At 61.4% G+C, this 22202-nt stretch carries 32 protein-coding genes; 12 read left to right on the plus strand and 20 right to left on the minus strand.

Annotation, left to right across the window (positions count from 1 at the left end; translation table 11 throughout):
* Window positions 1-22 precede the first annotated feature (22 nt).
* Window positions 23-283 carry a hypothetical protein gene (locus AB8B33_RS09535; RefSeq protein WP_113323481.1) on the minus strand — a complete coding sequence of 87 codons (261 nt, stop codon included), beginning with the start codon at window positions 281-283 and terminating at the stop codon, window positions 23-25.
* A gap of 7 nt (window positions 284-290) precedes the next feature.
* Entirely contained in the window at window positions 291-491 is a 201-nt protein-coding gene (locus tag AB8B33_RS09540; protein WP_113323482.1) for a hypothetical protein, read from the minus strand.
* A 238-nt stretch (window positions 492-729) separates the two neighbouring features.
* Between AB8B33_RS09540 and AB8B33_RS09545 the strand changes: the two genes are divergently transcribed.
* Entirely contained in the window at window positions 730-1569 is an 840-nt protein-coding gene (locus AB8B33_RS09545; RefSeq protein WP_439015155.1) for a DUF4118 domain-containing protein, read from the plus strand.
* A gap of 12 nt (window positions 1570-1581) precedes the next feature.
* On the opposite strand, the gene AB8B33_RS09550 is transcribed toward AB8B33_RS09545, so the two are convergent.
* A complete protein-coding gene (locus AB8B33_RS09550; protein ID WP_439015156.1) occupies window positions 1582-1809 on the minus strand; it encodes a hypothetical protein in 228 nt (75 codons plus the stop codon).
* Between the two features lie 203 nt (window positions 1810-2012).
* On the opposite strand from AB8B33_RS09550, the gene AB8B33_RS09555 reads away from it, so the two are divergent.
* Entirely contained in the window at window positions 2013-2177 is a 165-nt protein-coding gene (locus AB8B33_RS09555; RefSeq protein ID WP_439015157.1) for a hypothetical protein, read from the plus strand.
* Window positions 2178-2363: 186 nt separating this feature from the next.
* Here AB8B33_RS09555 and AB8B33_RS09560 read toward each other — a convergent pair whose 3' ends face one another.
* Window positions 2364-2675: a hypothetical protein gene (locus AB8B33_RS09560; RefSeq protein WP_192733019.1), complete on the minus strand. Its 312-nt coding sequence runs from the start codon at window positions 2673-2675 to the stop codon at window positions 2364-2366.
* 239 nt (window positions 2676-2914) lie between these two features.
* Here AB8B33_RS09560 and AB8B33_RS09565 point away from each other — a divergent pair, with 239 nt between their 5' ends.
* Window positions 2915-3295, plus strand: coding sequence for a VOC family protein (locus AB8B33_RS09565; RefSeq protein ID WP_439015158.1), 381 nt, complete (start codon window positions 2915-2917; stop codon window positions 3293-3295).
* Between the two features lie 7 nt (window positions 3296-3302).
* Here the strand turns inward: AB8B33_RS09565 and AB8B33_RS09570 are convergent, their stop codons facing one another.
* A complete protein-coding gene (locus tag AB8B33_RS09570) occupies window positions 3303-4049 on the minus strand; it encodes a sulfite exporter TauE/SafE family protein (protein WP_439015159.1) in 747 nt (248 codons plus the stop codon).
* A gap of 97 nt (window positions 4050-4146) precedes the next feature.
* Here AB8B33_RS09570 and AB8B33_RS09575 point away from each other — a divergent pair, with 97 nt between their 5' ends.
* Window positions 4147-5076 carry a LysR family transcriptional regulator gene (locus tag AB8B33_RS09575; RefSeq protein WP_439017216.1) on the plus strand — a complete coding sequence of 310 codons (930 nt, stop codon included), beginning with the start codon at window positions 4147-4149 and terminating at the stop codon, window positions 5074-5076.
* Here the strand turns inward: AB8B33_RS09575 and AB8B33_RS09580 are convergent.
* On the minus strand, window positions 5014-6237 hold the full coding sequence (locus AB8B33_RS09580; protein WP_439015160.1) for an alpha/beta hydrolase family protein: 1224 nt from the start codon (window positions 6235-6237) through the stop codon (window positions 5014-5016). The two genes, AB8B33_RS09575 and AB8B33_RS09580, sit on opposite strands and share 63 nt — an antisense overlap.
* Window positions 6238-6387: 150 nt before the next feature.
* Here AB8B33_RS09580 and AB8B33_RS09585 point away from each other — a divergent pair, with 150 nt between their 5' ends.
* The 4 genes from AB8B33_RS09585 (at window position 6388) to AB8B33_RS09600 (ending at window position 10097) form a co-directional block, all read left to right on the plus strand.
* Entirely contained in the window at window positions 6388-7941 is a 1554-nt protein-coding gene (locus AB8B33_RS09585; protein ID WP_439015161.1) for an acetolactate synthase large subunit, read from the plus strand.
* Window positions 7942-8032: 91 nt separating this feature from the next.
* Complete coding sequence (locus AB8B33_RS09590; RefSeq protein ID WP_310387722.1) at window positions 8033-8929, plus strand: helix-turn-helix domain-containing protein; 897 nt, start codon at window positions 8033-8035, stop codon at window positions 8927-8929.
* 62 nt (window positions 8930-8991) lie between these two features.
* Window positions 8992-9870 carry an NmrA family NAD(P)-binding protein gene (locus AB8B33_RS09595; RefSeq protein ID WP_439015162.1) on the plus strand — a complete coding sequence of 293 codons (879 nt, stop codon included), beginning with the start codon at window positions 8992-8994 and terminating at the stop codon, window positions 9868-9870.
* A gap of 77 nt (window positions 9871-9947) precedes the next feature.
* Complete coding sequence (locus AB8B33_RS09600) at window positions 9948-10097, plus strand: hypothetical protein (RefSeq protein WP_113308362.1); 150 nt, start codon at window positions 9948-9950, stop codon at window positions 10095-10097.
* Window positions 10098-10268: 171 nt separating this feature from the next.
* Here AB8B33_RS09600 and AB8B33_RS09605 read toward each other — a convergent pair whose 3' ends face one another.
* Window positions 10269-10565: a hypothetical protein gene (locus tag AB8B33_RS09605; protein WP_439015163.1), complete on the minus strand. Its 297-nt coding sequence runs from the start codon at window positions 10563-10565 to the stop codon at window positions 10269-10271.
* A 170-nt stretch (window positions 10566-10735) separates the two neighbouring features.
* On the opposite strand from AB8B33_RS09605, the gene AB8B33_RS09610 reads away from it, so the two are divergent.
* A complete protein-coding gene (locus AB8B33_RS09610; RefSeq protein ID WP_439017217.1) occupies window positions 10736-11128 on the plus strand; it encodes a YkvA family protein in 393 nt (130 codons plus the stop codon).
* A 17-nt stretch (window positions 11129-11145) separates the two neighbouring features.
* On the opposite strand, the gene AB8B33_RS09615 is transcribed toward AB8B33_RS09610, so the two are convergent.
* Window positions 11146-12036: a LysR substrate-binding domain-containing protein gene (locus tag AB8B33_RS09615; protein ID WP_439015164.1), complete on the minus strand. Its 891-nt coding sequence runs from the start codon at window positions 12034-12036 to the stop codon at window positions 11146-11148.
* 168 nt (window positions 12037-12204) lie between these two features.
* Here AB8B33_RS09615 and AB8B33_RS09620 point away from each other — a divergent pair, with 168 nt between their 5' ends.
* Entirely contained in the window at window positions 12205-12366 is a 162-nt protein-coding gene (locus AB8B33_RS09620) for a DUF1127 domain-containing protein (protein WP_081928581.1), read from the plus strand.
* A 13-nt stretch (window positions 12367-12379) separates the two neighbouring features.
* Here the strand turns inward: AB8B33_RS09620 and AB8B33_RS09625 are convergent, their stop codons facing one another.
* From AB8B33_RS09625 to AB8B33_RS09645, 5 genes are all read right to left on the minus strand, one after another.
* Window positions 12380-12916, minus strand: coding sequence for a 2'-5' RNA ligase family protein (locus AB8B33_RS09625; RefSeq protein WP_439015165.1), 537 nt, complete (start codon window positions 12914-12916; stop codon window positions 12380-12382).
* A 98-nt stretch (window positions 12917-13014) separates the two neighbouring features.
* Window positions 13015-13428, minus strand: coding sequence for a GFA family protein (locus tag AB8B33_RS09630; protein ID WP_113325169.1), 414 nt, complete (start codon window positions 13426-13428; stop codon window positions 13015-13017).
* A gap of 17 nt (window positions 13429-13445) precedes the next feature.
* Window positions 13446-13931, minus strand: a complete 486-nt coding sequence (locus tag AB8B33_RS09635; RefSeq protein ID WP_439017218.1) for an SRPBCC family protein — start codon at window positions 13929-13931, stop codon at window positions 13446-13448.
* A gap of 8 nt (window positions 13932-13939) precedes the next feature.
* Window positions 13940-14269, minus strand: a complete 330-nt coding sequence (locus AB8B33_RS09640; RefSeq protein ID WP_439015166.1) for an ArsR/SmtB family transcription factor — start codon at window positions 14267-14269, stop codon at window positions 13940-13942.
* A 38-nt stretch (window positions 14270-14307) separates the two neighbouring features.
* The gene (locus AB8B33_RS09645; protein ID WP_439015167.1) at window positions 14308-14586 is read right to left on the minus strand and encodes a hypothetical protein; all 279 of its coding nucleotides are present in this window, start codon (window positions 14584-14586) and stop codon (window positions 14308-14310) included.
* Between the two features lie 152 nt (window positions 14587-14738).
* On the opposite strand from AB8B33_RS09645, the gene AB8B33_RS09650 reads away from it, so the two are divergent.
* Together AB8B33_RS09650 and AB8B33_RS09655 are read left to right on the plus strand one after the other, a co-directional pair.
* On the plus strand, window positions 14739-15659 hold the full coding sequence (locus AB8B33_RS09650; protein ID WP_439015168.1) for an NmrA family NAD(P)-binding protein: 921 nt from the start codon (window positions 14739-14741) through the stop codon (window positions 15657-15659).
* A gap of 129 nt (window positions 15660-15788) precedes the next feature.
* Window positions 15789-16187 carry a cupin domain-containing protein gene (locus AB8B33_RS09655; RefSeq protein WP_439015169.1) on the plus strand — a complete coding sequence of 133 codons (399 nt, stop codon included), beginning with the start codon at window positions 15789-15791 and terminating at the stop codon, window positions 16185-16187.
* A gap of 41 nt (window positions 16188-16228) precedes the next feature.
* On the opposite strand, the gene AB8B33_RS09660 is transcribed toward AB8B33_RS09655, so the two are convergent.
* The 7 genes from AB8B33_RS09660 to AB8B33_RS09690 all read right to left on the minus strand — a co-directional run bounded on the left by AB8B33_RS09660 (window position 16229) and on the right by AB8B33_RS09690 (window position 22202).
* A complete protein-coding gene (locus AB8B33_RS09660; RefSeq protein ID WP_439015170.1) occupies window positions 16229-16369 on the minus strand; it encodes a hypothetical protein in 141 nt (46 codons plus the stop codon).
* Window positions 16366-17238: an RNA polymerase sigma factor gene (locus AB8B33_RS09665; RefSeq protein ID WP_439015171.1), complete on the minus strand. Its 873-nt coding sequence runs from the start codon at window positions 17236-17238 to the stop codon at window positions 16366-16368. Before AB8B33_RS09665 ends, AB8B33_RS09660 begins: the two co-directional genes overlap by 4 nt.
* A gap of 101 nt (window positions 17239-17339) precedes the next feature.
* Window positions 17340-18197: an alpha/beta hydrolase fold domain-containing protein gene (locus tag AB8B33_RS09670; protein WP_439015172.1), complete on the minus strand. Its 858-nt coding sequence runs from the start codon at window positions 18195-18197 to the stop codon at window positions 17340-17342.
* 274 nt (window positions 18198-18471) lie between these two features.
* Complete coding sequence (locus tag AB8B33_RS09675; RefSeq protein WP_439015173.1) at window positions 18472-19332, minus strand: glycerophosphodiester phosphodiesterase family protein; 861 nt, start codon at window positions 19330-19332, stop codon at window positions 18472-18474.
* Window positions 19333-19349: 17 nt separating this feature from the next.
* Complete coding sequence (locus AB8B33_RS09680; protein WP_439015174.1) at window positions 19350-20174, minus strand: glycerophosphodiester phosphodiesterase family protein; 825 nt, start codon at window positions 20172-20174, stop codon at window positions 19350-19352.
* 11 nt (window positions 20175-20185) lie between these two features.
* Window positions 20186-21283 (minus strand): ABC transporter ATP-binding protein, encoded by a 1098-nt coding sequence (locus tag AB8B33_RS09685; protein ID WP_439015175.1) that lies wholly within the window; start codon window positions 21281-21283, stop codon window positions 20186-20188.
* A gap of 1 nt (window position 21284) precedes the next feature.
* Window positions 21285-22202: a carbohydrate ABC transporter permease gene (locus AB8B33_RS09690; RefSeq protein WP_439015176.1), complete on the minus strand. Its 918-nt coding sequence runs from the start codon at window positions 22200-22202 to the stop codon at window positions 21285-21287.

A 22202-nucleotide genomic window follows, 5' to 3' on the forward strand; every position in this document is an offset into this window, starting at 1 on the left:
GCCTGTGACGGCGGACAGTGGCTCACTGCAGCAGATGCAGGCCGGCCGCGACAAAGGCAAGCCAGAGCGCTTCGCTCCAGTGGTTGAAGCTGCCGGCGTAGTAGCGCTGCCGTGTGAAGGACGCGACGATGATCATCAGGGCGGCGTAAAGAAGCAGGCACTTGGATACTGTTTCCAGCGTGTTCGACCGCACAAGGAGGGCGATGGCCAAAGCAATATAACACTTCCAGATGAAGCGCCCGACCGTCGCCTTCGATATATCGTCCAGCTCGATTGACTTCATCGTGCCGTCAGCCCGCGACCCAGAGGATGCAGGCAAGGCCGGCAAAGAAGACGGCGAGAACCAAGGCGAGCCTCAGGAATATCCAGAGATCGTCCGTGTGATCGAACATCACCTCGGTCCTGCGTTGCTGCGCGTTCAAGGACGGATGAGACGGAGCCACATGGCGCATGCGCGCCTGCATGTAATAAGCCCACCAACGACCGTACATCGCCATTTCCTTTCACACTTGTCCGAGCGGGCGAAGATCCGTCCGCATCCATGCAAAGTTATCGGTTCGGGCATATGTTTTCGATTGGAGGAGACAGGCAGCGGCATAAGCTTCGTATAAAGACCACGACGATCGCTCATCCCGCATCGGCCTTTATACGGCCCTTATAAAATTCCGCCTCTTTCCGCATGGAATTCAAATGCGAGGCAATCCAATTTCTTTCCAGGAGGATTCGATCATGTCCCCTGGGAAGAATTTCACTGCGCCGCACACCGAAGCGGCGATCGCCGACTACAATATCGAAGAGGGCCTGGACTTCTCGGAAGTGCCGCCGGTCGCCCGTTATGTTATCTGCCTCGTCATGACGGCGATGGCGACGGCCGTTGCGGCGGGCTTCGACCGTTACGAAGCCATTCCGAACCTGTCGCTCATCTATGTCATTCCCGTCGTCATCGGCAGCGTCTTGTTCGGCCTCGGGCCGTCGCTGTTTTCCGCTGTACTCGGTGCGCTCGCCTATAATTTCTTCTTCACCGAGCCGCGTTTTTCGCTTGCCGTGGCCGATACGGCCAATATCTGGGCGATCGTCCTGCTCTTCGTCATCGCCTGCATCATCAGCGCCATCACCGCCTGGGGACATCGCAAGGGCATCGATCTGGAGCGTACCCACCGCATGCAGGCCGCGCTGAAGACCTATGCGGGAAAGATGGTGGCAAGCCGCTCGATGGAGGAATCCACGAAGCTGACGCTTGCTGCCGTCACCGGCTTCTTCCACTCGCCGGCCGTCGTCGTCTTCCCGGCACAGGTGGATGGTGAGCCGGAGGTGCAAGGCGCAGAAAAGCTTTCGGCGATCGAGATCGAGGCGGCAAAATCGGCATGGAACTCTCGCCTCGCCGTCACCGGCGGCGTCTATCCCTATGACGAATCCCGCTTCGACTTCTGGCCGGTTGCGACGGCCTCCGGCCAGCAAGCCATCATCGGCGTCGCCTTCGATCCGGACCGGCGTCCCGCAAACCCTGATGGCATGATGGATATCGTCGCCCTCGTCTTCGGCACCGCGATCGATCGCTACCGGGCCTAGAGCCTTTCCTGGTTAGATTGAAGCATTCTGCTGGAGCAGGTTTTCGTCAGGGCAAAGGCGATTGGCGAAAGGCATACCCCTCGGTACGTCCGAGCCGATCGCCTTTGATCCTGGCGGAAAGATGCCCGGCCCTAGCTGGTTTGCAAGCAAACCACCGGGGTTGGCTGAAACGGGCCGCCTGATCGACCGGCCGGCTTGGCCGTAGATCTGGGCTACGACGCGCGCCGGCCGGTCGACCATCCGACTCCGTTTGAGCCAACAGAATGCTGCAATCTAACCAGGAAAGGCTCTAGTTCGAGAATTCGGGCGCAGCTGGTGCCCGCAAGGGCGCTCCAGCGTTTACGCAGCTCTTATATTCCCTGCCCCGCAGCAATATCGATTTCATATGGGCTTTTCGGCAAAATCTCCCTGCAACCCTGTCGATGACATCAAGGAAGAAACCCATGTTCGGCCGCAGCGGCGTAACTTATCTGGCGCGTGAACGCGAAATCATGGCCGGCCGCACCCGAAGCCGGAAGATCTATCGGCACTTTCTGGTGAGCGTGATGACCGCAGGCGTGCTGCTTGTCCTGCTGGCGGGCGCAATCGCCATCCGGCTGGCCGGGTAGATGCTGCTGCAGCGCGCGGAGCCGCCGCTACCGCTCGTCGTATCGCGCGGGCTTCATCGATCTCGTTTTGCCGGGAATTCGCCCAATCCGTGAGATGCACGAGTGAATCGAGCAACGATTGTCCGGCCGGGGCCAGACGAACGGACCATCATGCTTGCACATGATGGTCACGGGTCTGGTGCCCTGTTAGCGGCCGAGCCAGCGATATTCCTCGATCGACGCCTTGCCGGTCTTCTTGTCGTAGAGGCAGATCAGGTTGACGTTCTTGACCTTGCTCTTGCCCTTACCCATCGAGCCGCGCAGCAGCACGGCGACCTTGCCTGTCGCATCGTCGAAGACAACAGGAGCGGTCGCCTCTGGTGTATCCATGCCCGACTGGCCGATGCAGGTGCCGTTCACCTTGGCGAAGAGCGCATTCCACGCAGCATCGCTGGAGGCGCCGGCATAGTGAGCCGAAACCAGCATGGCGGTTGCCGCAATCGTCATTGTCTTGATCATTCTCAAACCCTCGTTGAACGGAAAGGAATCGCGCATCGCGTGGGGCCAGTTTAGTGATGAGCGAGCGGGGCCAAAAGAAGGCGGTGGATGCATCGCGTGGAGATGGTGTGCCGGGGCACAATGCCTTCACCTATCTCCCAAGGCTCCTTGTTCGTGATAGCTTTTCACGTTGCCCGCCACCCGCCACCCTCTATTTCCAGGGGCACGGCGGGACGTGCCGTAACGGCCAGGAGATACTCGTGTTCCAGAAAATCGACTGCGTCATCCTCAGGGTCTCCGACTTGGACGAAGGCCTGGCCTTTTATTCCCACACCCTCGGCCACAAACTGCTCTGGCGCACGCCCGATGCCGCAGGCCTTGCCATGGCGGATACGGACGCCGAACTCGTGCTGCACACCAAAACCGGCCCGGAGGTGGATCTTCTCGTACGCGAGCTTGCTCCCGCCCTCGCGCGTTTCGAGGCCGCCGGCGGAGAGCGGGTCTGCGAGCCGTTCGAACTGCCGATCGGCATGGCGGCTGTCGTGCGTGATCCCTTCGGCAACGTGCTGACCATGCTCGACCAGAGCAAGGGCACGTTCACGACCGACGCCGAGGGCAATGTAACGGGTGTGGAGCCCTAGTGAAGTCTCAATGCGGCCCGAGGCACATTTCCGCGCCGAGCAGCAGGAGGCAAATGAGAAACCAGCGGCGGAAGGTTGCCGGTGCGATCCGACCGCGCAGCACCTGCCCCGCCCCCATGCCCGCGAGCGCAGGCAAGATCGCAAGCACCGAAAGCGCAAGATTGCCGTTGTCGAAGGCGCCGCGTATGCCGAGGGACGCTGCAAGCGCAATGGTGGAAACCGTGAAGGACAGGCCGAGCGCCTGCACGAGATCATCCTTCGCAAGCCCCAGCGCCTGCAGATAGGGCACGGCCGGAATGACGAAGACGCCTGTGCTGCCCGTAACCAGTCCCGTCGCCACACCGATGACGGGCGAAAGCCATGGTTCCATCGCTTCCGGCACCTGTAGCTGACGCGCAAACAGCGCATAGACCGCGTAGAGCACAAGCGTTGCGCCGAGCCCCCTCGTCGTGAGGCTGGTATCGCTGCCCGCAAGCCATGACGAACCAAGCATCGTTCCTGCAACAATGGCTGTCATCATCGGCCAGAACCGCCGCAGAAGCGGACCGAAACCCGGTCCTGCGAACAACTGCCAGACATTGGTGACGAAGGACGGCGCGATGAGAAGGCTTGCTGCGGTCAGCGGTGAGGTCAAAATCCCCAATACGCCCATGGCGACCGTCGGAAGTCCCATGCCGGTGACACCCTTGACGATGCCGGCGGCAAAGAAGGTGGCGGTGACGGCTGACATGAAAATGATGGAAAGATCGGACATGACGCATCGCTAGCAGCTTCCGATATCGGCACAATGCGGAAGTTCCCGAGCCTGCCTTCGGCTGGCCCGAAGGCACGAAATGGCCTATCGTGGCGAAATGCGTTTTGATCTCACCGACCTTCGCCTGTTCCTGGCCGTCGTCGATGCCGGCAGCATCACCCATGGGGCGGCAGACGTGGGGCTTTCGCTGGCCGCTGCGAGCGAACGCCTGCGCGACATGGAGGCGCTCGGCGAAGTCACCCTGCTGGAACGCGGCCGGCGTGGCGTCTCTCCGACAGAGGCCGGAGAAGCGCTGGCTCACCATGCCCGCGTGATCCTCGGCCAGATCAGGCAGATGCATGGCGAGCTCGGCGAATATGCGCGGGGCTTGCGCTCGACGATCAGCATCCTCGCCAACACGGCCGCCATATCGGAACACCTGCCTGAAAAGCTGGCGGACTGGATGGCCACCAACCCGCAGGTAGATCTGCGATTGAAAGAACGGCAGAGCGTCGAGATTGCCCGAAGCGTGGCGGCTGGCCATGCCGAGATCGGTATCCTCTCTGCCGCGGCTGACATGGCCGGGCTGACGGCGCGACCTTTCGCGACCGATCGGCTCGTCGTCGTTGCAAGCAACAGCCATCCCCTGGCCCTGGAGAGCAGCATCCGCTTCGCCGATCTCGTCGATGAGCATTTCATAGGCCTCGCCGGCGGCGCCCTGCAGGATCATATCGATGCGCAGGCCAGCCGCATCGGCATTCGGCTGAAGATCCGCGTGCGGCTGCGCGATTTCGAGGCCATCTGCCGGCTGGCCGGTGCTGGCGTCGGTATCGGCATCTTGCCTGATACGGCGGTCCGCCGCCAAAAACGATCGTCCGGGATTGCCATCATCCGCCTGTCAGATGATTGGGCGACACGGCAACTGGTCGTCTGCACGGCGCAAGGGGCGGAACTGCCCGTCCATGCCCGCAGACTTCTGGACCACCTAGCTGCTGCCCGGCCCGAATTGCGCGTCGAGCCAATCCAGAACCCGCCTGTTGAGAAGTGACCGGTTCTTCATCTCGCAATGGCCATCCGCGCCCTCTGCGGCGGTGAACCGTATCAGCGTCTTCGGGCAGCGCAGCGTATCGAAGAAAAAGCCGGCATCGGCGGCGAGCCCGTCATTCTCCGCCTGGGTGATCAATGTGGGGCATTGAATGCGCTCCGCATGTCCCCGCATGGTGAAAAGCTCGGCCGAGGCGAGGAAAGCGCTCAGACTATCCACCCCATGCACCCAGAAACCCCGCTGCACCACCTTCCAGTTCAGCACTGGATTGCTACGGATGAAGGCATCCATCGTATCGATCAGTTTCTGGTCGAGAGCACCGAGATCAGCCACCGCTTCCGCAGGCACGCCGAATTTTTGGATGATTACCCTGCGAAAGCCATCGGCAATGCTCCAGGTGCCGGGATCGGCAATAAGCGCGGCAATGCGCGGCTCGTCCGCCGCCCCGCGCGGCGCCAGAAGCCCGCCGAGGCTCCAGCCGCTGAGCGCGATCCGATCGGGATCGACGAGCGGATAGTTGACCGCAAAATCCACCACCGCCCTGATGATCACGTCCCAGTCCGGCCGCAGCGGAATATTGTGCTCATAGAGCATGGAGCCCTGGCCGGGGCCGTCGAAGAGCAGGCTGTGATAGCCGCGCCGCGAGGCTGCGACCGCGCAGGCGAAATAGGTGTCCGTGATGGTGCAGTCATAGCCGTTGTTGAAGATGATGAGCGGCCGCATCTCATGCTCGAGACCCTGCGCCGGAATGAAATATCCAGGCATCGGCGTCTCATCGAGCGGAATGGAAAGCCGCTCGATCGTCGGTGCCGAGAGCCCTAGCCCCATCTCCAGCGCATCTGTCTGCTTGCGGAAGGCGGTAAGCAGACGCGGGTCGACAGGCGCGCCGTAGAGCGGATGATAGGAGGCGGAGTAGAAGACGCTTGCCCGCAAATAAAGCTCGCGCGCGCTGACCTTATGCCCCGCCGAAAGCGCAGCTTCGGCTTCGCCTTTCAGCCGGTCGCCAGCCGAAACCCACGCCTCGTAGAAAGCACCGTGATCGCCGTCGCCGACAGCTTCCGCCACGGCCCGGATCTCGCCGAAATCCGCCCCGCCATAGGGAATATAGGCGATCGGCCAGCTGCCGAAATCCTCATGCAACTCGTTCCTGAACAGCATGCTCATCGCCAACTTCCCCAATGGCTGCCGCGGCCGCGATGATTATAAAGGCGGCTTGAAGCCCCATCACAAAAGCTCACGCCGGCCGGATGCAATATTCAAGGTTGTTCTTATATTCTTCCCGTGCAAGGCTGTTGTAAACAGGAGGAAACGGCCATGAATGGTGCAGACAGCCTGTGTGATACGCTGCTGGCAAACGATGTCAGGGTGTGCTTTGCCAATCCCGGCACATCGGAAATGCATTTTGTGGCGGCGCTCGACCGCAAGCCCGAGATGCGCTGCGTTCTCGGCCTCTCCGAGGGCGTTGTCACTGGAGCGGCCGATGGTTATGCGCGCATGACCGACCGACCGGCAGCGACCTTGCTCCACACCGGACCGGGGCTGGCGAACGGCCTTGCCAATCTTCACAATGCGCGCCGGGCAAGGGTTCCCGTCATCAACATCGTTGGCGATCACGCCTCCTATCATCTTGCCCTTGATGCGCCGCTGACATCTGATATCGAAAGCCTCGCCGCGCCGATGTCAAACTGGGTGCGTCGCATCAGCGGCCCCGAGGATGTGGCAGACGCGACGGAGGCTGCCTTCCGTGCCTCATTGTCACCTCCTGGCGTGGCAACGCTGATCCTGCCGGCAGACGCTGCCTGGGGCCATGTCGAAACGGATCAGCCGGTCAGGCTGTCCCGGCCGGTGCCATCGGCCGTGAACATGGACGTCGTGCGCGAGGTTGCCTCCGCTATCAGAGATACGCCCGGCGAGGCCGGAATCCTCGTCAGCGGTGCGGCTGCCCGTGCCGACTGCCTGGAGATTGCGGGTGCAATTGCGGCCGCCAAGGATGTGCGTCTCTTCAGTGAAATGCAATTGCCGAGGGTCGAGCGCGGCCGCGGCCGTGTCGCTCTGACCCGCATCCCCTATCCGATCGACGCCGCCCTTGATCTGCTGGCCGATATTGATGTGCTGATATTGGCAGGCGCGCCAGAGCCTGTCGCCTTCTTTGCCTATCCGGGCAAGCCTGGACGGCTGGTGCGCAAAGGCTGCAAGGTTCTGACCCTTGCAAGGCATGGCGAAGATCTGAAAGGCGCGCTGGAAGCACTCAGGGACGAACTCGGCGTCAGGCAGTCACTACCTCCGTCGCGATCATCAGGCCTTTCCGACGATATCGTTCCGTTCGGGCATCTGACCGAGGATGCGATCGCAGTGATGGTGGCGGCAAGACTTCCCGACAATGCCATTATCTGCGACGAGGGGGTCACCTCGGCCCGCCGCTTCTTCGAACTTTCGGCCGGCTCGGCGCCACACGACTACCTGATGAACACCGGCGGCTCGATCGGCTGCGGTATCCCGCTTGCGACGGGTGCGGCGGTCGCCTGCCCCGACCGCAAGGTCATCAATCTGCAGGCGGATGGCAGCGGCATGTATACGGTGCAGGGCCTGTGGACGCAGGCGCGGGAAAATCTCGACGTGATCACGATCATCTTCGCCAACCGCGCCTATGCCGTTCTGCATGCCGAGATGCGCAATGTCGGCGTCGACGGCATCGGCGAGAACGCGCGGCGGATGATGAACCTCGATCACCCGGCCTGGGATTGGGTGTTGGTCGCCAAGGGCATGGGCGTCGATGCCGCGGGTGCGCATAGCTGCGAGCAATTTGCCGATCTCTTCGAAAGCGCGCTCAGGCGCCGCGGACCATTTCTCATCGAGGCGATCATCTGAGCTTTCAGGCATGGCCGGTTGGCAAGGCGGCGATTGAGACGTAGCATCCGGCCTTAAGCCGAAAGCCCCAAGCTAAAAGCAAAGACAGATCATGACAGCTTCATCCCTGCAGACCTCACCGCAGATCCTGCTGACCAGCGCCGGACGGGCGTGGAGTGGGCTCGCGGCCGACTTCCTGCATATTCCGCGCGGCATCTCTCGTGTTCCGGGTGGTGACATGCATCGTCTGGGCATCCACTTCGGCCCGCCCGTCAATGCCGATTGCCACTGCGGTGGCCGGCGCATGCGCCGCGTGCAGAAGCCCGGCGATATCGATGTCATCCCGGCCGGCCTCGACGGGTCCTGGGAGGATGATGCCGATTGCCGGATCCTGCGCGTGAGTCTCGATCCCTCGCGGCTGGAACAGGTCGCGGAAGATCTCGGACGGGATGCCGGCAAGATCGAATTGCAGCCGCGATTTCAGCTGCGTGACGCCGGCATCGAGGCGATCTGCCGGGCGATCAAGGCGGATCTGGAAGCCGATACGCCCTCCGACCCGCTCTACATCGATCTTCTTGCCAACGCGCTCGCCATCCGGCTGATCGAGACGTCGAGCGCCGCCGCGCCGCGGCCCGAGATCAACGGCGAACCGAAACTCTCGGCCCGGCAATTGCGGATGCTGACGGAATTCATCGAGACCCATCTGGACCGGAAGCTGCATCTGGCCGACCTTGCGGTCGTTGCCGGTGTCAGCATCACACGGCTGAAGAGCCTGTTTCGCAAGAGCACCGGCGTTTCCGTGCACCAATATGTCATCCGCCGGCGCGTCGAATATGCCCGCGCCCTGATGACGACGACGGATATGGCCGCAAGCGAGATCGCGCTTGCCGCGGGCTTTGCCCATCAGAGCCATATGGCAACGACCATGCGCCGGCTCACGGGCCAGACACCCGGCGAGATCCTGCGCGAAGTCGGCGAATTCCGCCCGAAACTGCAAAGACCGGCCTGAATTTGTGCGACGCCTTCGGGCTCGCCCTTTAGTCCTTGCGCGTCATCAGCAAGGAGAAACACATGATTGCAATCCTCGGAGCCGCCGGAAAAATCGGCTATTCGACCGCCAAGGCACTGCGCGAGGCAGGTGTGCCCGTGCGCGCTATCCTGCGCGATCCGGCAAAGGCTGACCGCCTGACCGCCATCGGCTGCGATGTCGCATTTGCCGATCTGCAGGACGCCAAGGCGCTTGCCGGAGCGATATCAGGTGCGGACAGCGTTCAGGTCATCCTGCCGGCCGACCCGCGGGCCGAAGACATAAAAGGCGATATGCGCCGCTCGATGGAAAGCATTGCCGAGGCATTGGAAGAGGCGCGCCCCGCCCTCGTGCTTGCCATTTCCGACTATGGCGCCCATCTCGGCGAGGGTTTCGCCATGCCGAGCATGTTCCACATATTCGAACAGCGCCTTCGCCAACTGGATATGCGCCGGATATTCCTGCGGTCGGCAGAGCATATGGAAGGCTGGGGTCGCGTTGCGCCGGCAGCGATCGCAACCGGCATTCTGCCGAGCTTTCATGACCCGGTCGAAAAGCCGATCCCCAACGTCTCGGCGCAGGATGTCGGCCGGATTGCCGCAGCTCTCCTGCTTCGACCCGACATCGAAACGCGCGAGCAGATCGTTCACGCAGAAGGCCCGCGCCGCTATAGCGCGAGCGACGTGGCTGCAGCGCTGAGCCAGTTGCTGGGCCGCACGATTACTGCTCAAGCCCTGCCCCGCTCGCAATGGCGGGAAAGCCTGGGCCGGGTGATGAGCGCCAGCGCTGCCGATCTTCTGACCGAGCTCTACGACGTGCATAGCAGGGGTGGCCTCATCGACGTCGAGCCGAATGCACGCGATGTCCGCAAAGGCCCCACCGAGTTGATCGACGCGCTCAGGCCTATTGTCGCTGCACGGTGACTTTGAGAGAGATTGTTCTCGCAAGCGGGAACCGGATGAGGCTGAGGGGGATTTACCCCTCAGCACAGGAGGTTCCGATGATCCGCAAACTGAAGTCAGGCGAATATCGTCTCTATTCCCGCAAGCCCGACGCGAAGACGCACAAACGCAAGAACCTGGGCACTTTCAAGACCCGGGAAGCGGCTGAGAAGCACGAGCGTGAGGTGCAGTACTTCAAGCATCACTAGCGCAATTCCAGCAAAAGTGCGCAGCGGTTTAGTGTCCGGAATTACGTGATAACAAAGAGCTGGAGCATTTCCGGCATTCGAGGAAGGCCGGAAATGCTCTGGCCGGCCTCTGCAGCGATAGTGCTGTCGCTGTCACCACTGCTCAGTGTGCTGCAGGAAGATAGGCCTCGCTCAGTGGCCGACCATGCCTTGCGGATTGGTCCGATAAGGGTCGCTGCGATTGGGCTCGCTGTAATACGTCCGGTAGCCGCCGCCCGAATAGGTCTCCCGATAGCTGCCATTGAGCTGCTGATGTGTCTGGGAGTAGAGATCTCCGTTTCGATAAGTATTGTAGCCGCCGCCGAGATTCTGCTCTCTGATATAGGTATTGCCTGAACTGTCAGTGGAGCATGGAGCCGAAACCAGCTCGCAGGAAGCAGACGCATTCCCGGCGGCCAACAAGAAAAACCCAAACAAAACCGCCTTCATGCAAACTCCCTTTTCGCGAAAATCGGCGTCGCGTATGAGTGCAATGTAACTGAGCGATGAAAAAGAACAAACAGAAAACATTTGGGCTCCGCTCTCACTCAATAGATCAAATTATAAACCACGCCTGCAACGATCCGGACCGAATGCTCAAACAGAGAGGCAGCGCAACAATGGGCGAATGGTTGAAGGCGGCGAAACAATGGGCGCGGAGCGTGAAACGCGATGTGGTCGCGCTCTGGATTGCGGCGCGCGACGGCCGCACGCCTATGCTGGCCAAGATTGTCGCCGGCGCGGTTGCTGCCTATGCGCTTTCGCCAGTCGATCTCATCCCGGACTTCGTGCCGGTGCTTGGCTATCTCGATGATCTCATCATCGTCCCGCTGGGCATCCTCATCGCCATCCGCCTCGTTCCCGCGCCTCTGATGTCGGAGTTCAGGGGCATGGCCACCGAGCGCGCGCAGCGCCCGGTCAGCCGTGCGGGCCTTGTGGCGGTCGTGATCATCTGGCTGCTCGCAGCCGCCCTCTGCATCTGGCTTGCATCGGATCTGCTTCTTCTACGCTGAAGCGAGCTTTCGCCGGCCTATTCCCGCACGAAGGCGCTCCGCAGCCAGTCGAGGAAATGGCTTGCGGCTGGCGAGAGCGCCCGGCCGGGCTGAATGACAGCCACGAAACCATTTTCGTAAGTCAGGAATTCCGACCGCTCTACCAGCTTGCCGCTTTTCAGCTCGTTCAGCGCAAAACGCCGCTCCACCAGCGCCACGCCGAGCCCGGTCACGGCGGCGCTGACACAAAGATACATATGCGGGAAATAAAGCTCCGACTGCGCCGAGATGCCGTGCCCGGTCGCCGCCTGCCAGTTTGTCCATTGTTCGCTCATATGGTCGGGCGAAATACGGGTCGGGAAACTGAAATCATCGCCATCGGCACTGAATGGATAATCCGGTGCGGATACCAGGCCAAAGGAAACGGAGGCGAGCGGGATATGCTCGCGCCTGAGCTGCGGCCGCGACAGGCGATCCCAGCTCAGCATGATATCCACCCCGTCCCTCGCCCGGTTCGTGCCGCCGTCACGCGCGCTCGATGACATGGTCAGCTGCACGCGGCAATTCGGATAGAGGCTGTAGAATTCCGCCAGACGCGGCACCAGCCAGACCATGGCGAAGGTGGCGCTGCAGGAAAGGTGCACGCTCGCCTCGTTCCGGCTCGCCTTCAGGTCCTGATAGCGCTCCTCCAGAAGATCGAAGGCCCGCGACACCGTGGTGAAGAAGGCAGCGCCATCCTCATTCAGCCGAAGGCCCGTGCCTGACTTCTCGAACACCGGAAGCCCAAGTTGCTCCTGCAGAAGCTGCAGCTGCTTGGAGATGGCTCCATGCGTGCGCCCCAGCTCATCGGCTGCCCGTGTCACCGAGCCGAGACGCGCGGTGGCTTCGAAGGCCCGGAGATAGGAGAGTGGTGGCAGATTGCGGGCCATGGTTTACTCTTATGTGAGTTTTACTAACGGATGTCGTCAAGATAACGCGCTTTCGCAGTCTCTGAGACTACCATAAAATCATGACATTCAAGCAAACAAGCGGAAATTTCTGCTTAAATCTCCGTTCACAATAGGTGAGCTTTGCCAACAGAGAAGGGAAACTTCATCATGCACATGACAGATACACTCCGCCTGTGGCGCGAACGCTGGACCGAACGCCGCCTCTTCGCTCGCGAACTGGATACCCTGCCCGACGAAACGCTCCGGGATTTCGGCATGACACGCGAAATCGCCTACCAGCAGAGCCACCGGCCCTTCTGGCGTGCGTAAGCCACCGAAAGGTTCAGCCCGGCAACTGCCGGTGCCACAACAGCTCGACCGGATGGAAGTGCACGAGTGAAATCCGGTGCAGGCTTGCGGCCACCGGTTGCCAGAGGCCTATCGCACCGCTGATTGCCGCTCCGGCCTCCTCGGGGCTCAGCTGCTCACCGAGCGTAATATGCGGCACCCAGTTTCCCGGCAGATAATGCGGCCAGCACGCCACCCCTGCCGAGGCGGCCGCGGCATGAAAGTCCCGATGAAGGGCGAGCAATTCTGCGGAGACGACAGGCGCGGCGAACAGAACCGAGGCCGGTCCGGGAAAAAGACCGATGCTCGAAAGTTTGACGCTGGGAGTGCTGATATCCGCGCTGAAGCGGTCGAGCGCCTTTGCGATAGGCTCGGGGTCCAGCCCGTCATAGACGGCGAGCGTTATGTGCGGCTCCATGTTCAAACGGCCTGGGGTCACGGCATTGGGCGAAACACGCTCCACATGCTCGACGATCGGCTGAAGCTCTGCGGCGCCGTACGGGTCCAGCTCCATGTAGACGGCAAAAGGCAAGACATCACCTGCTGTGTTTGCAGCACTATGTCAGGCGAAGCCGAGAGCAACAATCCCTGTACCGGCGCATCCTCGACGCGAAGTCAGGACGCCCGCTTTCACGCCGGCGGCATCCTCTCGAATTTCGGCACGGCCGGGTCGAGGTGATCCCAAGCAAAGCCGGCTGCGGTCCAGGACACCAGTTGCGGCTGGTAGCGGCTTGGGTCGTCGAGGCTTGCCGGCGTGACGATGAAGACCTCGGGCATATCGGGGAACGTCATGTAGACGGCTGAACCGCATGTCGGGCAGAAGCCGCGCTGCTTGACGGTCCCTCCTTCGCCGACCGTCTGCCACAGGGATGCCTCTCCCTCGACTTTCACCTCCACTGCGACGAAAGTCAGATGCGATTGATGTCCAGTGCCGCTGGAACGCTGACATTGCCGGCACTGGCAATCGACCATAACGGCCGGTTCGCCTGATATCTCGTAGCGGATCGCGCCACAGGCGCAGCTACCGGTATAGGACTTGGTCATTTCGCTCTCCTCTTGATTCAATGCCGTGTCTGCGTAGACGCCTCTTCGGCGACGACAGCATCGAGCCGCTCGATGACCTTCTTCCACCCCTCGCCCATGTTGCGATAGGCGGTGTCGTTCTTCGGAAGCACGAAGCCGGAATGGACGAGGCGCAGGCGTGTGCCTGTATCGGTCCTGGCGAGGGTGAAGGTGACAACCGTCTCCAGTTTCGAGCCATAACCGTCAGCATTGCTCTCATTGCCGCCCTTCCACGCATAGGACAGCCGCTCGTTCGGCACGACCTCGAGCACCTCGCAATGGATGGTGCCATCCCATTCGCCGGCCGGTTTGGTCTGAAAGGTGAAACACTTGCCGGCCACAGGCGCAAATCCATCAGGCGGCATCAGCCAGCGACCGATCAGCGCACCGCTGGTCAGCGCCTTCCAGATGATATCAGGCGCATGCGGGAAGACTTCATCGACCACGATGGCCTGCGTGTCGGAGGCGTGTCTTTCGGGATTCATGGCTTGGTTCAAGGGTCGATTTCCTTCAAGAGCTTTCTGAGATCGGTGAAGCGTTCGCGCCAGAAGGTGCCGTAATGGCCCATCCAGTCGGCCAGCGGCTCCAGACCGCTTGGCTCGGCGCGGTAATAGACATTGCGCCCCTCCGGGCGCTCGCAGACGAGGCCGGCCTGTTTCAGGGACTTGAGATGCTGCGAGATGGCGCCCTGCGTGACATTGCTGCCGCGGGTCAACTCGACCACGGTGATCTCTTTGGAATTGACGATGCGCTCGAACACGGCCCGCCGCGTGGGATCGGCAAGGGCACGCATGACTGCGGTTATGGTTTCGGCTTCGATCATGGAAAATCAAATAGCTGACGCTAATCAATTAGTCAACACTATTGTGTTTGATCGCGCATCGAAAACGGGTGATGCAACCCGCGTGACGCCTTACGATCTGGTATCGGTGAGATCACCCTGCTCGGTTCGGGCGCTGCATCGAGCGCCTGCACACTCGCGGCGGTAAAAATCTCGCTCACTAGCGCGCCGATGCGCACAGCAAGCGGCGAGGGTTTTTCTTCCTCGGCGGCGTGGCTGACCCTGGCAAGAAGCTCCCGGTGCGGGCGCAGCGAAAACAACATGGCGAGCGCATGGACGGCGATCAGAAGGATCGCCAAGCCGAGGCTGCGGAAAGCGACGGGACGCCCGAAGGCGTTTCTCCAAGATTGCCCAAGCTCCCTCTCCTCGTAGGAGCTAACCGCCGCGGATTTTACGACATTTCATGATTGCTGTCGCGGCGCGTCCTCACCCGTGTTGCTCGGCGGTATCAGTGACGGAACCTCAGGCCGGTATGCGCAGTTATGCATGTGAGCGTCTGCGAGGTTTCACCATGTATGTCGTGCTCGGCGCATCCGGAAACATAGGCTCTGCCGTCATCGACGCATTGCGGGTGTCGGGCGAGACAATCATTGCCGTCGTTCACAGCGCGCAAAAGGCTGCCGCAATCAAGCAAGACGGCGTTGAGACCGTCATTGCCGATGTGGCCGACACCGGGCAGCTTCGTTCCATTCTGCAAAAAGGGCGCCGAGCCTTTCTGCTGAACCCGCCGGCCGATATCAAAGGCGACACGAACGCTGAGGAGTTGAAGACCGCCAGGAGCATTGCCGCGGCACTCGAAGGATCCGGGCTCGAGAAGCTGGTCGTGGCCTCGACCTACGGAGCGCTTGATGGCGCCGGCATCGGCGATCTCTCGGTGCTGTACGAATTCGAACGCCTCGTGAAGGCAAGCGGTATTCCGGCCGCCATCAACCGCGGCGCATATTACTTCACCAATCTCGACATGCTTCTGCAGCCCGCGAAAGAGACCGGACGTCTGGCGACGCCCTTCCCCGAGGACATGAAGATGCCCATGGTTTCGCCAAGGGATCTCGGAGAAGCCGCCGCCGCGCGCCTCAAAAGCCCGATCGGCGACATCGGGATAGACCATATCGAAGGTCCGGAGCGCCATTCCTTTGCCGATGTCGCCAAGGCGTTTTCATCGCGTCTCGGCCGCCCCGTCACGGCCGAGACGATCCCTCGCGAAAAATTTGAGGAATACTACCTCGGGCTCGGCTTCTCATGGGCTGCCGCCCGTTGTTATGCGAAGATGACCGAAGTCACCATCGACACCGGCTTTGAAATGCCCGCCCGTCGCCGTTGGGGCAGGATAACGCTCGATGAGCATCTTGAAGCAGTGCAGACAAAGCCTTGACGGAGCGCTTCGCAGATACACGGCGATACAAAAAGCCCTCTCTGCTGAAACATTTCCAATTCATCCCTCTGCTCAAATGAACCCGTCGTCCGATTGCGGGCTTCAACCATCTGACGGAAGGATAGACAGATGAGGACCATCATGATCATGGCAGCAGGCGCTCTCGTCATTGCCGGCGCAATGCAGCTGACCAAGGCCAATGCGGAAGAGCCCATCCAGCGCACCGATCTCGTCCAGAACGACATCGATGTGCCCGGCCATGAGGCCGTCCAGGTTCGCGTCGATTTCGCACCCGGCGCCTCTGCACCCAAGCACCATCATCCGGGCGAGGAAATCGCCTATGTCATCAAGGGCGTGCTGGAATATCAACTCGATGGCCAGAAGCCGGTAACGCTGAAGGCCGGCCAGTCGCTGTTCATCCCCACGGGCGTTGCCCATTCGGCGCGGAATGTCGGCGACGGCAAGGCCTCGGAACTGGCAACCTATATCGTCACGAAGGGTTCGCCGCTCGTCGTGCCTGTGAAGTAACGGCAGATACAGGCCACCGCGCTCTCTGGCGGGTGGCCGGCCTACCGGCAGAGGATCAACCCGCGGACGCGGGTTTCAGCCGGCTCGTCGAGTGCTTCTTCGCCTGGATCACCCGAAACCATCGCCTCGCCAACGACGTCGAGACCACTATCGCCACCGCCGAGACTTCCCGCCTCCGTCATGCTCCTCGCAATACTGCCGGTTCGGTCATGAGTTCTAGATCGGACTCCGAGGCGTTTCCAATGACCCACGGGCAGGCATAATAGTCTTCGATGCGGTCGATGATGCCGCCGGCGACATGGACGCGAACCGGCCACGCGACCTGCCACAGGCCTCCTCGCTGGAAGAGCACGAGCAGGACAGGCTCCCCGTCGATCGCTCCCAACTCCATGGTCCACGTTTCCGGGTTTCGCTCGTATTCGAAGAAATAAGGAGAGTTCCTGAGCAGACCGTCGAAGCAGTCGGCGACCCGCAACCGGGCATCGGCGCTGGTGAGACCCCGCACGCCATCCCAATCATGGCGGTTGAAGAGGTCAACATAGTGCTGCAGGAGCCGAGCGGTGTCGGGATCAAGCGGACGGCTCGGTTCGCCTGTCGGTTCAGCGGGCAAGCCGGCGAGCTTCGCCCGTCCACGGGAGAGCGCGGCTTTGACGCCGCCAACCGTCGAATCCACAAGTTCTGCTGTCTCCTCCAGTGAATAGTCGAACACATCCTTTAGCAGGACGCAGGCGCGCTCCTTGGGCGGCAGTCTGCCGACCAGCCGTTCGATGGCGCGACGTGCATCGGTCGTCGCCGGCTCCGCAGCGACGCCGCCGATGTCGTCCGAATAGGCGCTCTCTGCGCGCTCGCGAGCATCGCGCCGCCTCAGAAAGTCGATGCAGCGATTGTGAGCGATGCGAAACAACCAGGGTTTCAGCCTGCGGGCCTCATCGAGGGTCTCGATCTTCATGTAGGCCTCGAATAGCGTTTCCTGCATGAGATCCTCACCGTCGAGCCGTGAGCCGGTCATGCGGGCGCAGTAGCGATGCAACTGGGCACGAATGTCTGACACCGTCTCAAGGAAGGCTCGATATCGCACGTCAAATAAACCGACCGGTCGCTCCCGCATGTCCTTCACCTGTCACATCCTGGCGTCATTGAGGAAGATACGAGTCATGCGACTTCGTGACTTTCACCGCGTGCTGCCGCGGCTTCGGTCAGGCCGAGCTTGGGGCGAACCCACTGTGCAAACCGCTCTATCGCATCGTCGGCTTCGGGAGCGCGGCCAGCCATCATCTGGAACGAGTGCAGCATCCCCGGAAATACCTCTAAGCGCACCTCGACGCCGGCCGCCTTCGCGCGGTCCGCGAGCACTCGGCTGTCGTCAAGCAGGGTTTCGTCTTCGCCCGCTTGCAGACAGATCGGCGGCAGGCCCTTGAGATCGGCAAAGATTGGGCTGGCGAATGGATTTCGAGCATCGGCACCTCCGAGCACTTGTGCTGCCAGCATATCCACGGTCGCCTTCTGGAAGAAAGCGTCCTTTTCGCGGTTAGCATCGTAAGAGAGGCCGCTCGCCGACAGATCGTGCCAGCCAGAGATGCTGAGGAGCGCGGCCGGCAGCGGACGTCCCGCATCACGGAGTCTCATCGCGGCTGCAATGATCAGGCCTGCGCCAGCGGAATCGCCTGCACCTATAGTATGCTTCGGCCCGATACCCTGCCCGGCCAGCCAGTCGAACGCGGCCACGACCTGTTCGATTTGCCGCGGGAACTTGCTCTGAAACGAGTGGTCGTAAGTGACGATCAAAGCGTAACAGCCAACCGCCTTGGCGAGGTGTCCGACCATCTTGCGATGCGTCCAGATCGATCCGCCGACATATCCACCGCCGTGCACGTAAAGCATGACCCGATCCCTGGCCGCCAGTTTTGGCTGCACCCACAGCGCAGTCTTGTCGCCGAGGTTCGTCTCGACGTAATCGACGCCGCCCGGTTCCGCCGTCAGAACGGACCACTCGGAGGCTTCCGGCGGCAATTCTCGACCGCTGCGCCAAGCCTCTGCGTTCGTTTCGTAGTATATCTTGTTTGCCAAGCTCTGCTTGCTATCCATTGTCACGCTCCAATTTGTTAGGGGGCGATGTCGAGGACGACCGCCAACAATAACCAAGACGGACGATCGCGCCGAAAGGATACGTCACCAGCAGATCTGAATTTCAGGACGGACTCCTAGACTCACTGTGTCGGGCGGCCCGAATGCGGAAGATGCGGGCCACCACGCGTCGGCGGGTGGCCCGCAGATCGGCAGAGGATCAACCCGCGACGCGGGTTGCTACGGGATTTTGCGCCGCTCTCCGCTTCTCGATATAGGCCCGCAGCGCGACCGGCTCGTCGGTCTGGATAGTGCTGATGCCGGCGTCCATGAGGCGGCCCCAGATGGCGTCGGGCTCGGTGAGCGCTCTACTGTCGATCCATTCGCCGCTCGCCGCCATATCCAGCGTGTTGAACCAGATCGCCATATTGGCATCCCGGAAGAGCTGCTGGTTGTTTGCGATCGTGTTGAGCTGATCGAAGCGCAGCTCGCACATGAAGGGCCGGATTTCCGAGAGCAGCGAAAGCGTCTCATGGATACCGGCGGCGGTGAAATGCGCCATCGCCATGAAGGGCACGCCCTCGATAGTCTGGGCGCGTACCCATGCGAGATCTTCGCGGGTCATGACTGTTGTCTTCAGGTCGACGGAGGAGGCCACGCCCATCTCGCGGGCGCAGGCTGCGACTTCCGAAAACAGACCGCGATCCTTCAGGTCGAGATCGGCAAACATGCGCCCGCGAATGGTCTCGAAGACCTGCTTCAACGTCGGAATGCGCTGGTCGGTGGTGGCGCGGCCCTCACCGCCATTGTCTTCGCGCAGCGCGATCGCCTGCAGTTCCGCGATGGTGAAGGTCTCGGCGTCGCGGTCGATGCCGGCCATGCGCAGGAGCGTGTCGTCATGCATCAGGAAAAGCTCGCCATCGGCGCTCTTGCGCACGTCGATCTCGACGATATCGGCGCCGACGGCGATGGCCTTTTCGATGGAGGCCAGGCTGTTCTCCGGCGCGCCATGCCAGGCGCCGCGATGGGCGACGATGGCGCAGCTGCGGTTCGGGTCGGCGATGAAGTCTTTGTAGCTCATGTTTACGTCCTTATGTGTCAGCCACGGCGGCTGGCGAGATATGATTTCAGTGCGACCGGTTCATCGGTCTGGATCAGCGAGATGCCGGCTTCGATAAGCCGGCCCCAGATGGCGCCGGGATCCTGCATGGCCGCCGTATCGGTGAAGCCGGCAAAGGCCACGGAATCGAGCGTGTTTGCCCAGAGCGCCATGCCCGTCTGGCGGGCGCGGAGAGCGACGATATCCTCGATGTGGTCGAAGCAGACTTCACAGACATCAGGTGAAAGCTGGAACAGCAGATCCAGCTCGGCTTCAGCATGCGTAGCGCCGATCCGTGACTTGGCCATGAACAGCACGCCGTGCGGGCTGACCGTCTCGCGTATCCAGGCAAGGTCTTCTGCCGAGCGGAGATTGCCCCAAAAATCCACTTGGGCCTCAACGCCCATATCGCGGGCGCAGGCGATGACTTCAGGGATGATGGCCCGGTCCTTCACGTCGAGATGCAGGAAGATGCGATCTCGCGTGAGCTCGAAGAGATGCCGCAGGCTCGGCAGTTTTTCACTGGTCATCTCGTTCTGTTCGCCGCCATCGCGATTCTTCAGTGCGAGGCTGGCAAGGCGCGCGGATGTAATCACCTCCGGTGCCTCATCGATGCCGGCCATGCGTTGCAGCGTCTTGTCATGCAGCAGGAAGAGGCCGCCATCCGCACTGCGGCGCACGTCGACCTCGACGACATCGCAGCCGGCGTGGATCGCCGCTTCGATGGCAACAAGGCTGTTTTCGGGAGCATCGCGCCATATGCCGCGATGCGCCACGATTGCGCAGTCCCTGCCCGGGTCCCGCACATAGTCAGTGTAGTTCATGAAGAGGTCTTTCAATGGTCGGCGAATGCATCCGCAATGGTGCGACCTGTCTCACTGTCAAACAGGTGCAACCGGGATCGTGGGAAGGAGAAGGAAAGCTCTGTGGCGGGATTGATATCGGCGCCGAAGGGTGTGGCGATACGGATGGAAGTGCCGGCAAGATCGGCCGCAAGCACCGCATGCGAGCCGAGATCTTCGAAATGCCTGAGCCGGCCCTTGATCGCGCCGTTTGTCTCAACGGCGATATCCTCGGGGCGGATGCCCAGCTGGAACGAGCCGGATTTGTGGTATCCCGTAACCGCCTGCCCGTCCGCCAGGCGCAGCACAGAGCCGTCTGATGTCACCGGCAGGATATTCATGGGCGGCGCGCCGATGAACTTTGCGACGAAGACCGAGGCCGGGCGATGATAGATCGCCTTCGGCGTATCGAACTGCTCGACGCTGCCCTTGTTGAGGATGAGGATCCGGTCGGCAAGCGTCATGGCCTCCACCTGGTCATGGGTAACGAAGACCGTAGTCGCACCGATGCGCCGATGCAAATCGGCAAGTTCGACGCGCATGTCGTGGCGCAGCTGTGCATCGAGGTTGGAAAGCGGCTCGTCGAAGAGAAGCACGCCGGGCTCGCGCACGATCGCCCGGCCGATCGCCACGCGCTGGCGCTGCCCGCCCGAGAGCTGCCCCGGCTTGCGATCGAGATAGGCGGCAAGTCCGAGCATTTCGGCGACAGCGCCGACCCGCTCCTGACGCTCGGCTTTCGGCAGGCCGGCGACCCTCAGGCTATAGGCCATGTTCTGGAACACGGTCATATGCGGATAGAGCGCATAATTCTGAAAAACCATGGCGCAGCCGCGCTGCTTCGGCTCCAGGCCCTGTACCTCGCGATTGCCGAACAGGATCTTGCCGCCGCTGACGGCTTCGAGCCCCGCAATCATCTGCAGCAGCGTGGATTTCCCGCAGCCTGACGGGCCGAGAACGACGGTGAATTCGCCGGCGCGAAGCTCGACATCGAGCGGCGGAATAACGACGGCCTTTGTGTCATAGGCCTTGGTGACGCCTGCAAGCGTGATGTTGGTGGCCGCGGTGCGGATGGCGGTATCGATGGCGTTCACGTCATTTCTCCGAAAGAACAAGGCCTTGCACTAGGTAACGCTGCAGCAGCGCAATCATCGCAAGGGGAATGACCGAGACGACCACGACACCAGCCATGATCATCGGAAAATCAGGGATTTCGCCTTCCATGTCGGGTGCGAGCCGCGCCAGACCGACGACTGCCGTTGTCATCTCGGGCTTGGAGGCGGCAACGAGCGGCCAGAGATATTGTGTCCAGCCGCTGAGGAAGGTCAGCACGAAGAGCGCTGCAAAGCTGCTGAGCGAGATCGGCAGCAGGATATGGAAGAGGAAGCGGATCGGCCCTGCCCCATCCATGCGCGCCGCCTTGAAGAGATCGGCTGGCAGCGTGCGGAAGAACTGCCGGAACAGAAAGGTGCCGGTTCCATGTGCAACCAGTGGTGCCACGAGCCCGAAATGCGTGTCGAGCACGCTGAGTTCGAGATGAACAGGTGCGCCGAACAGGCTTTCGATCAGCGCATTGGCGCCGGTGAGATCGAGCAGCGCATTCAGTGGCGAGAAGATGTTCGCCGCCACCTGATAGGTGGTGATGACGCGGATATCGATCGGCAGCATGATCGTCGCGAGGATCACCGCGAAGGCGATACCTGCCCAGCGGATGCGGAAATAGACGAGCGCATAGGCAGCGAGAAAGGAAAGCGCGCAGGTAAAGAAGGCATCGTAAAAGGCCACCAGCATGCTGTTCAGCATCTGGATCGGGATGCGGGTCTCGGTGAAGACGCGCATCACATTGGCGATGAACTGGTCGCCCGGATACCAGGCAAGCCCGTTGCGCAGCAGGAATTCATAAGGTTGCGATGCATTGGCGAGCGTCAGGTAGAGCGGCCCGAGAATGAAGATGATACCGACAGCCAGGATGGCGCTGGCGGCGAAATTGAGCGAGCGAGCGTTTTCGATCAT

This window comes from Rhizobium sp. 768_B6_N1_8, assembly GCF_051811225.1.
Lineage (GTDB): Bacteria > Pseudomonadota > Alphaproteobacteria > Rhizobiales > Rhizobiaceae > Rhizobium.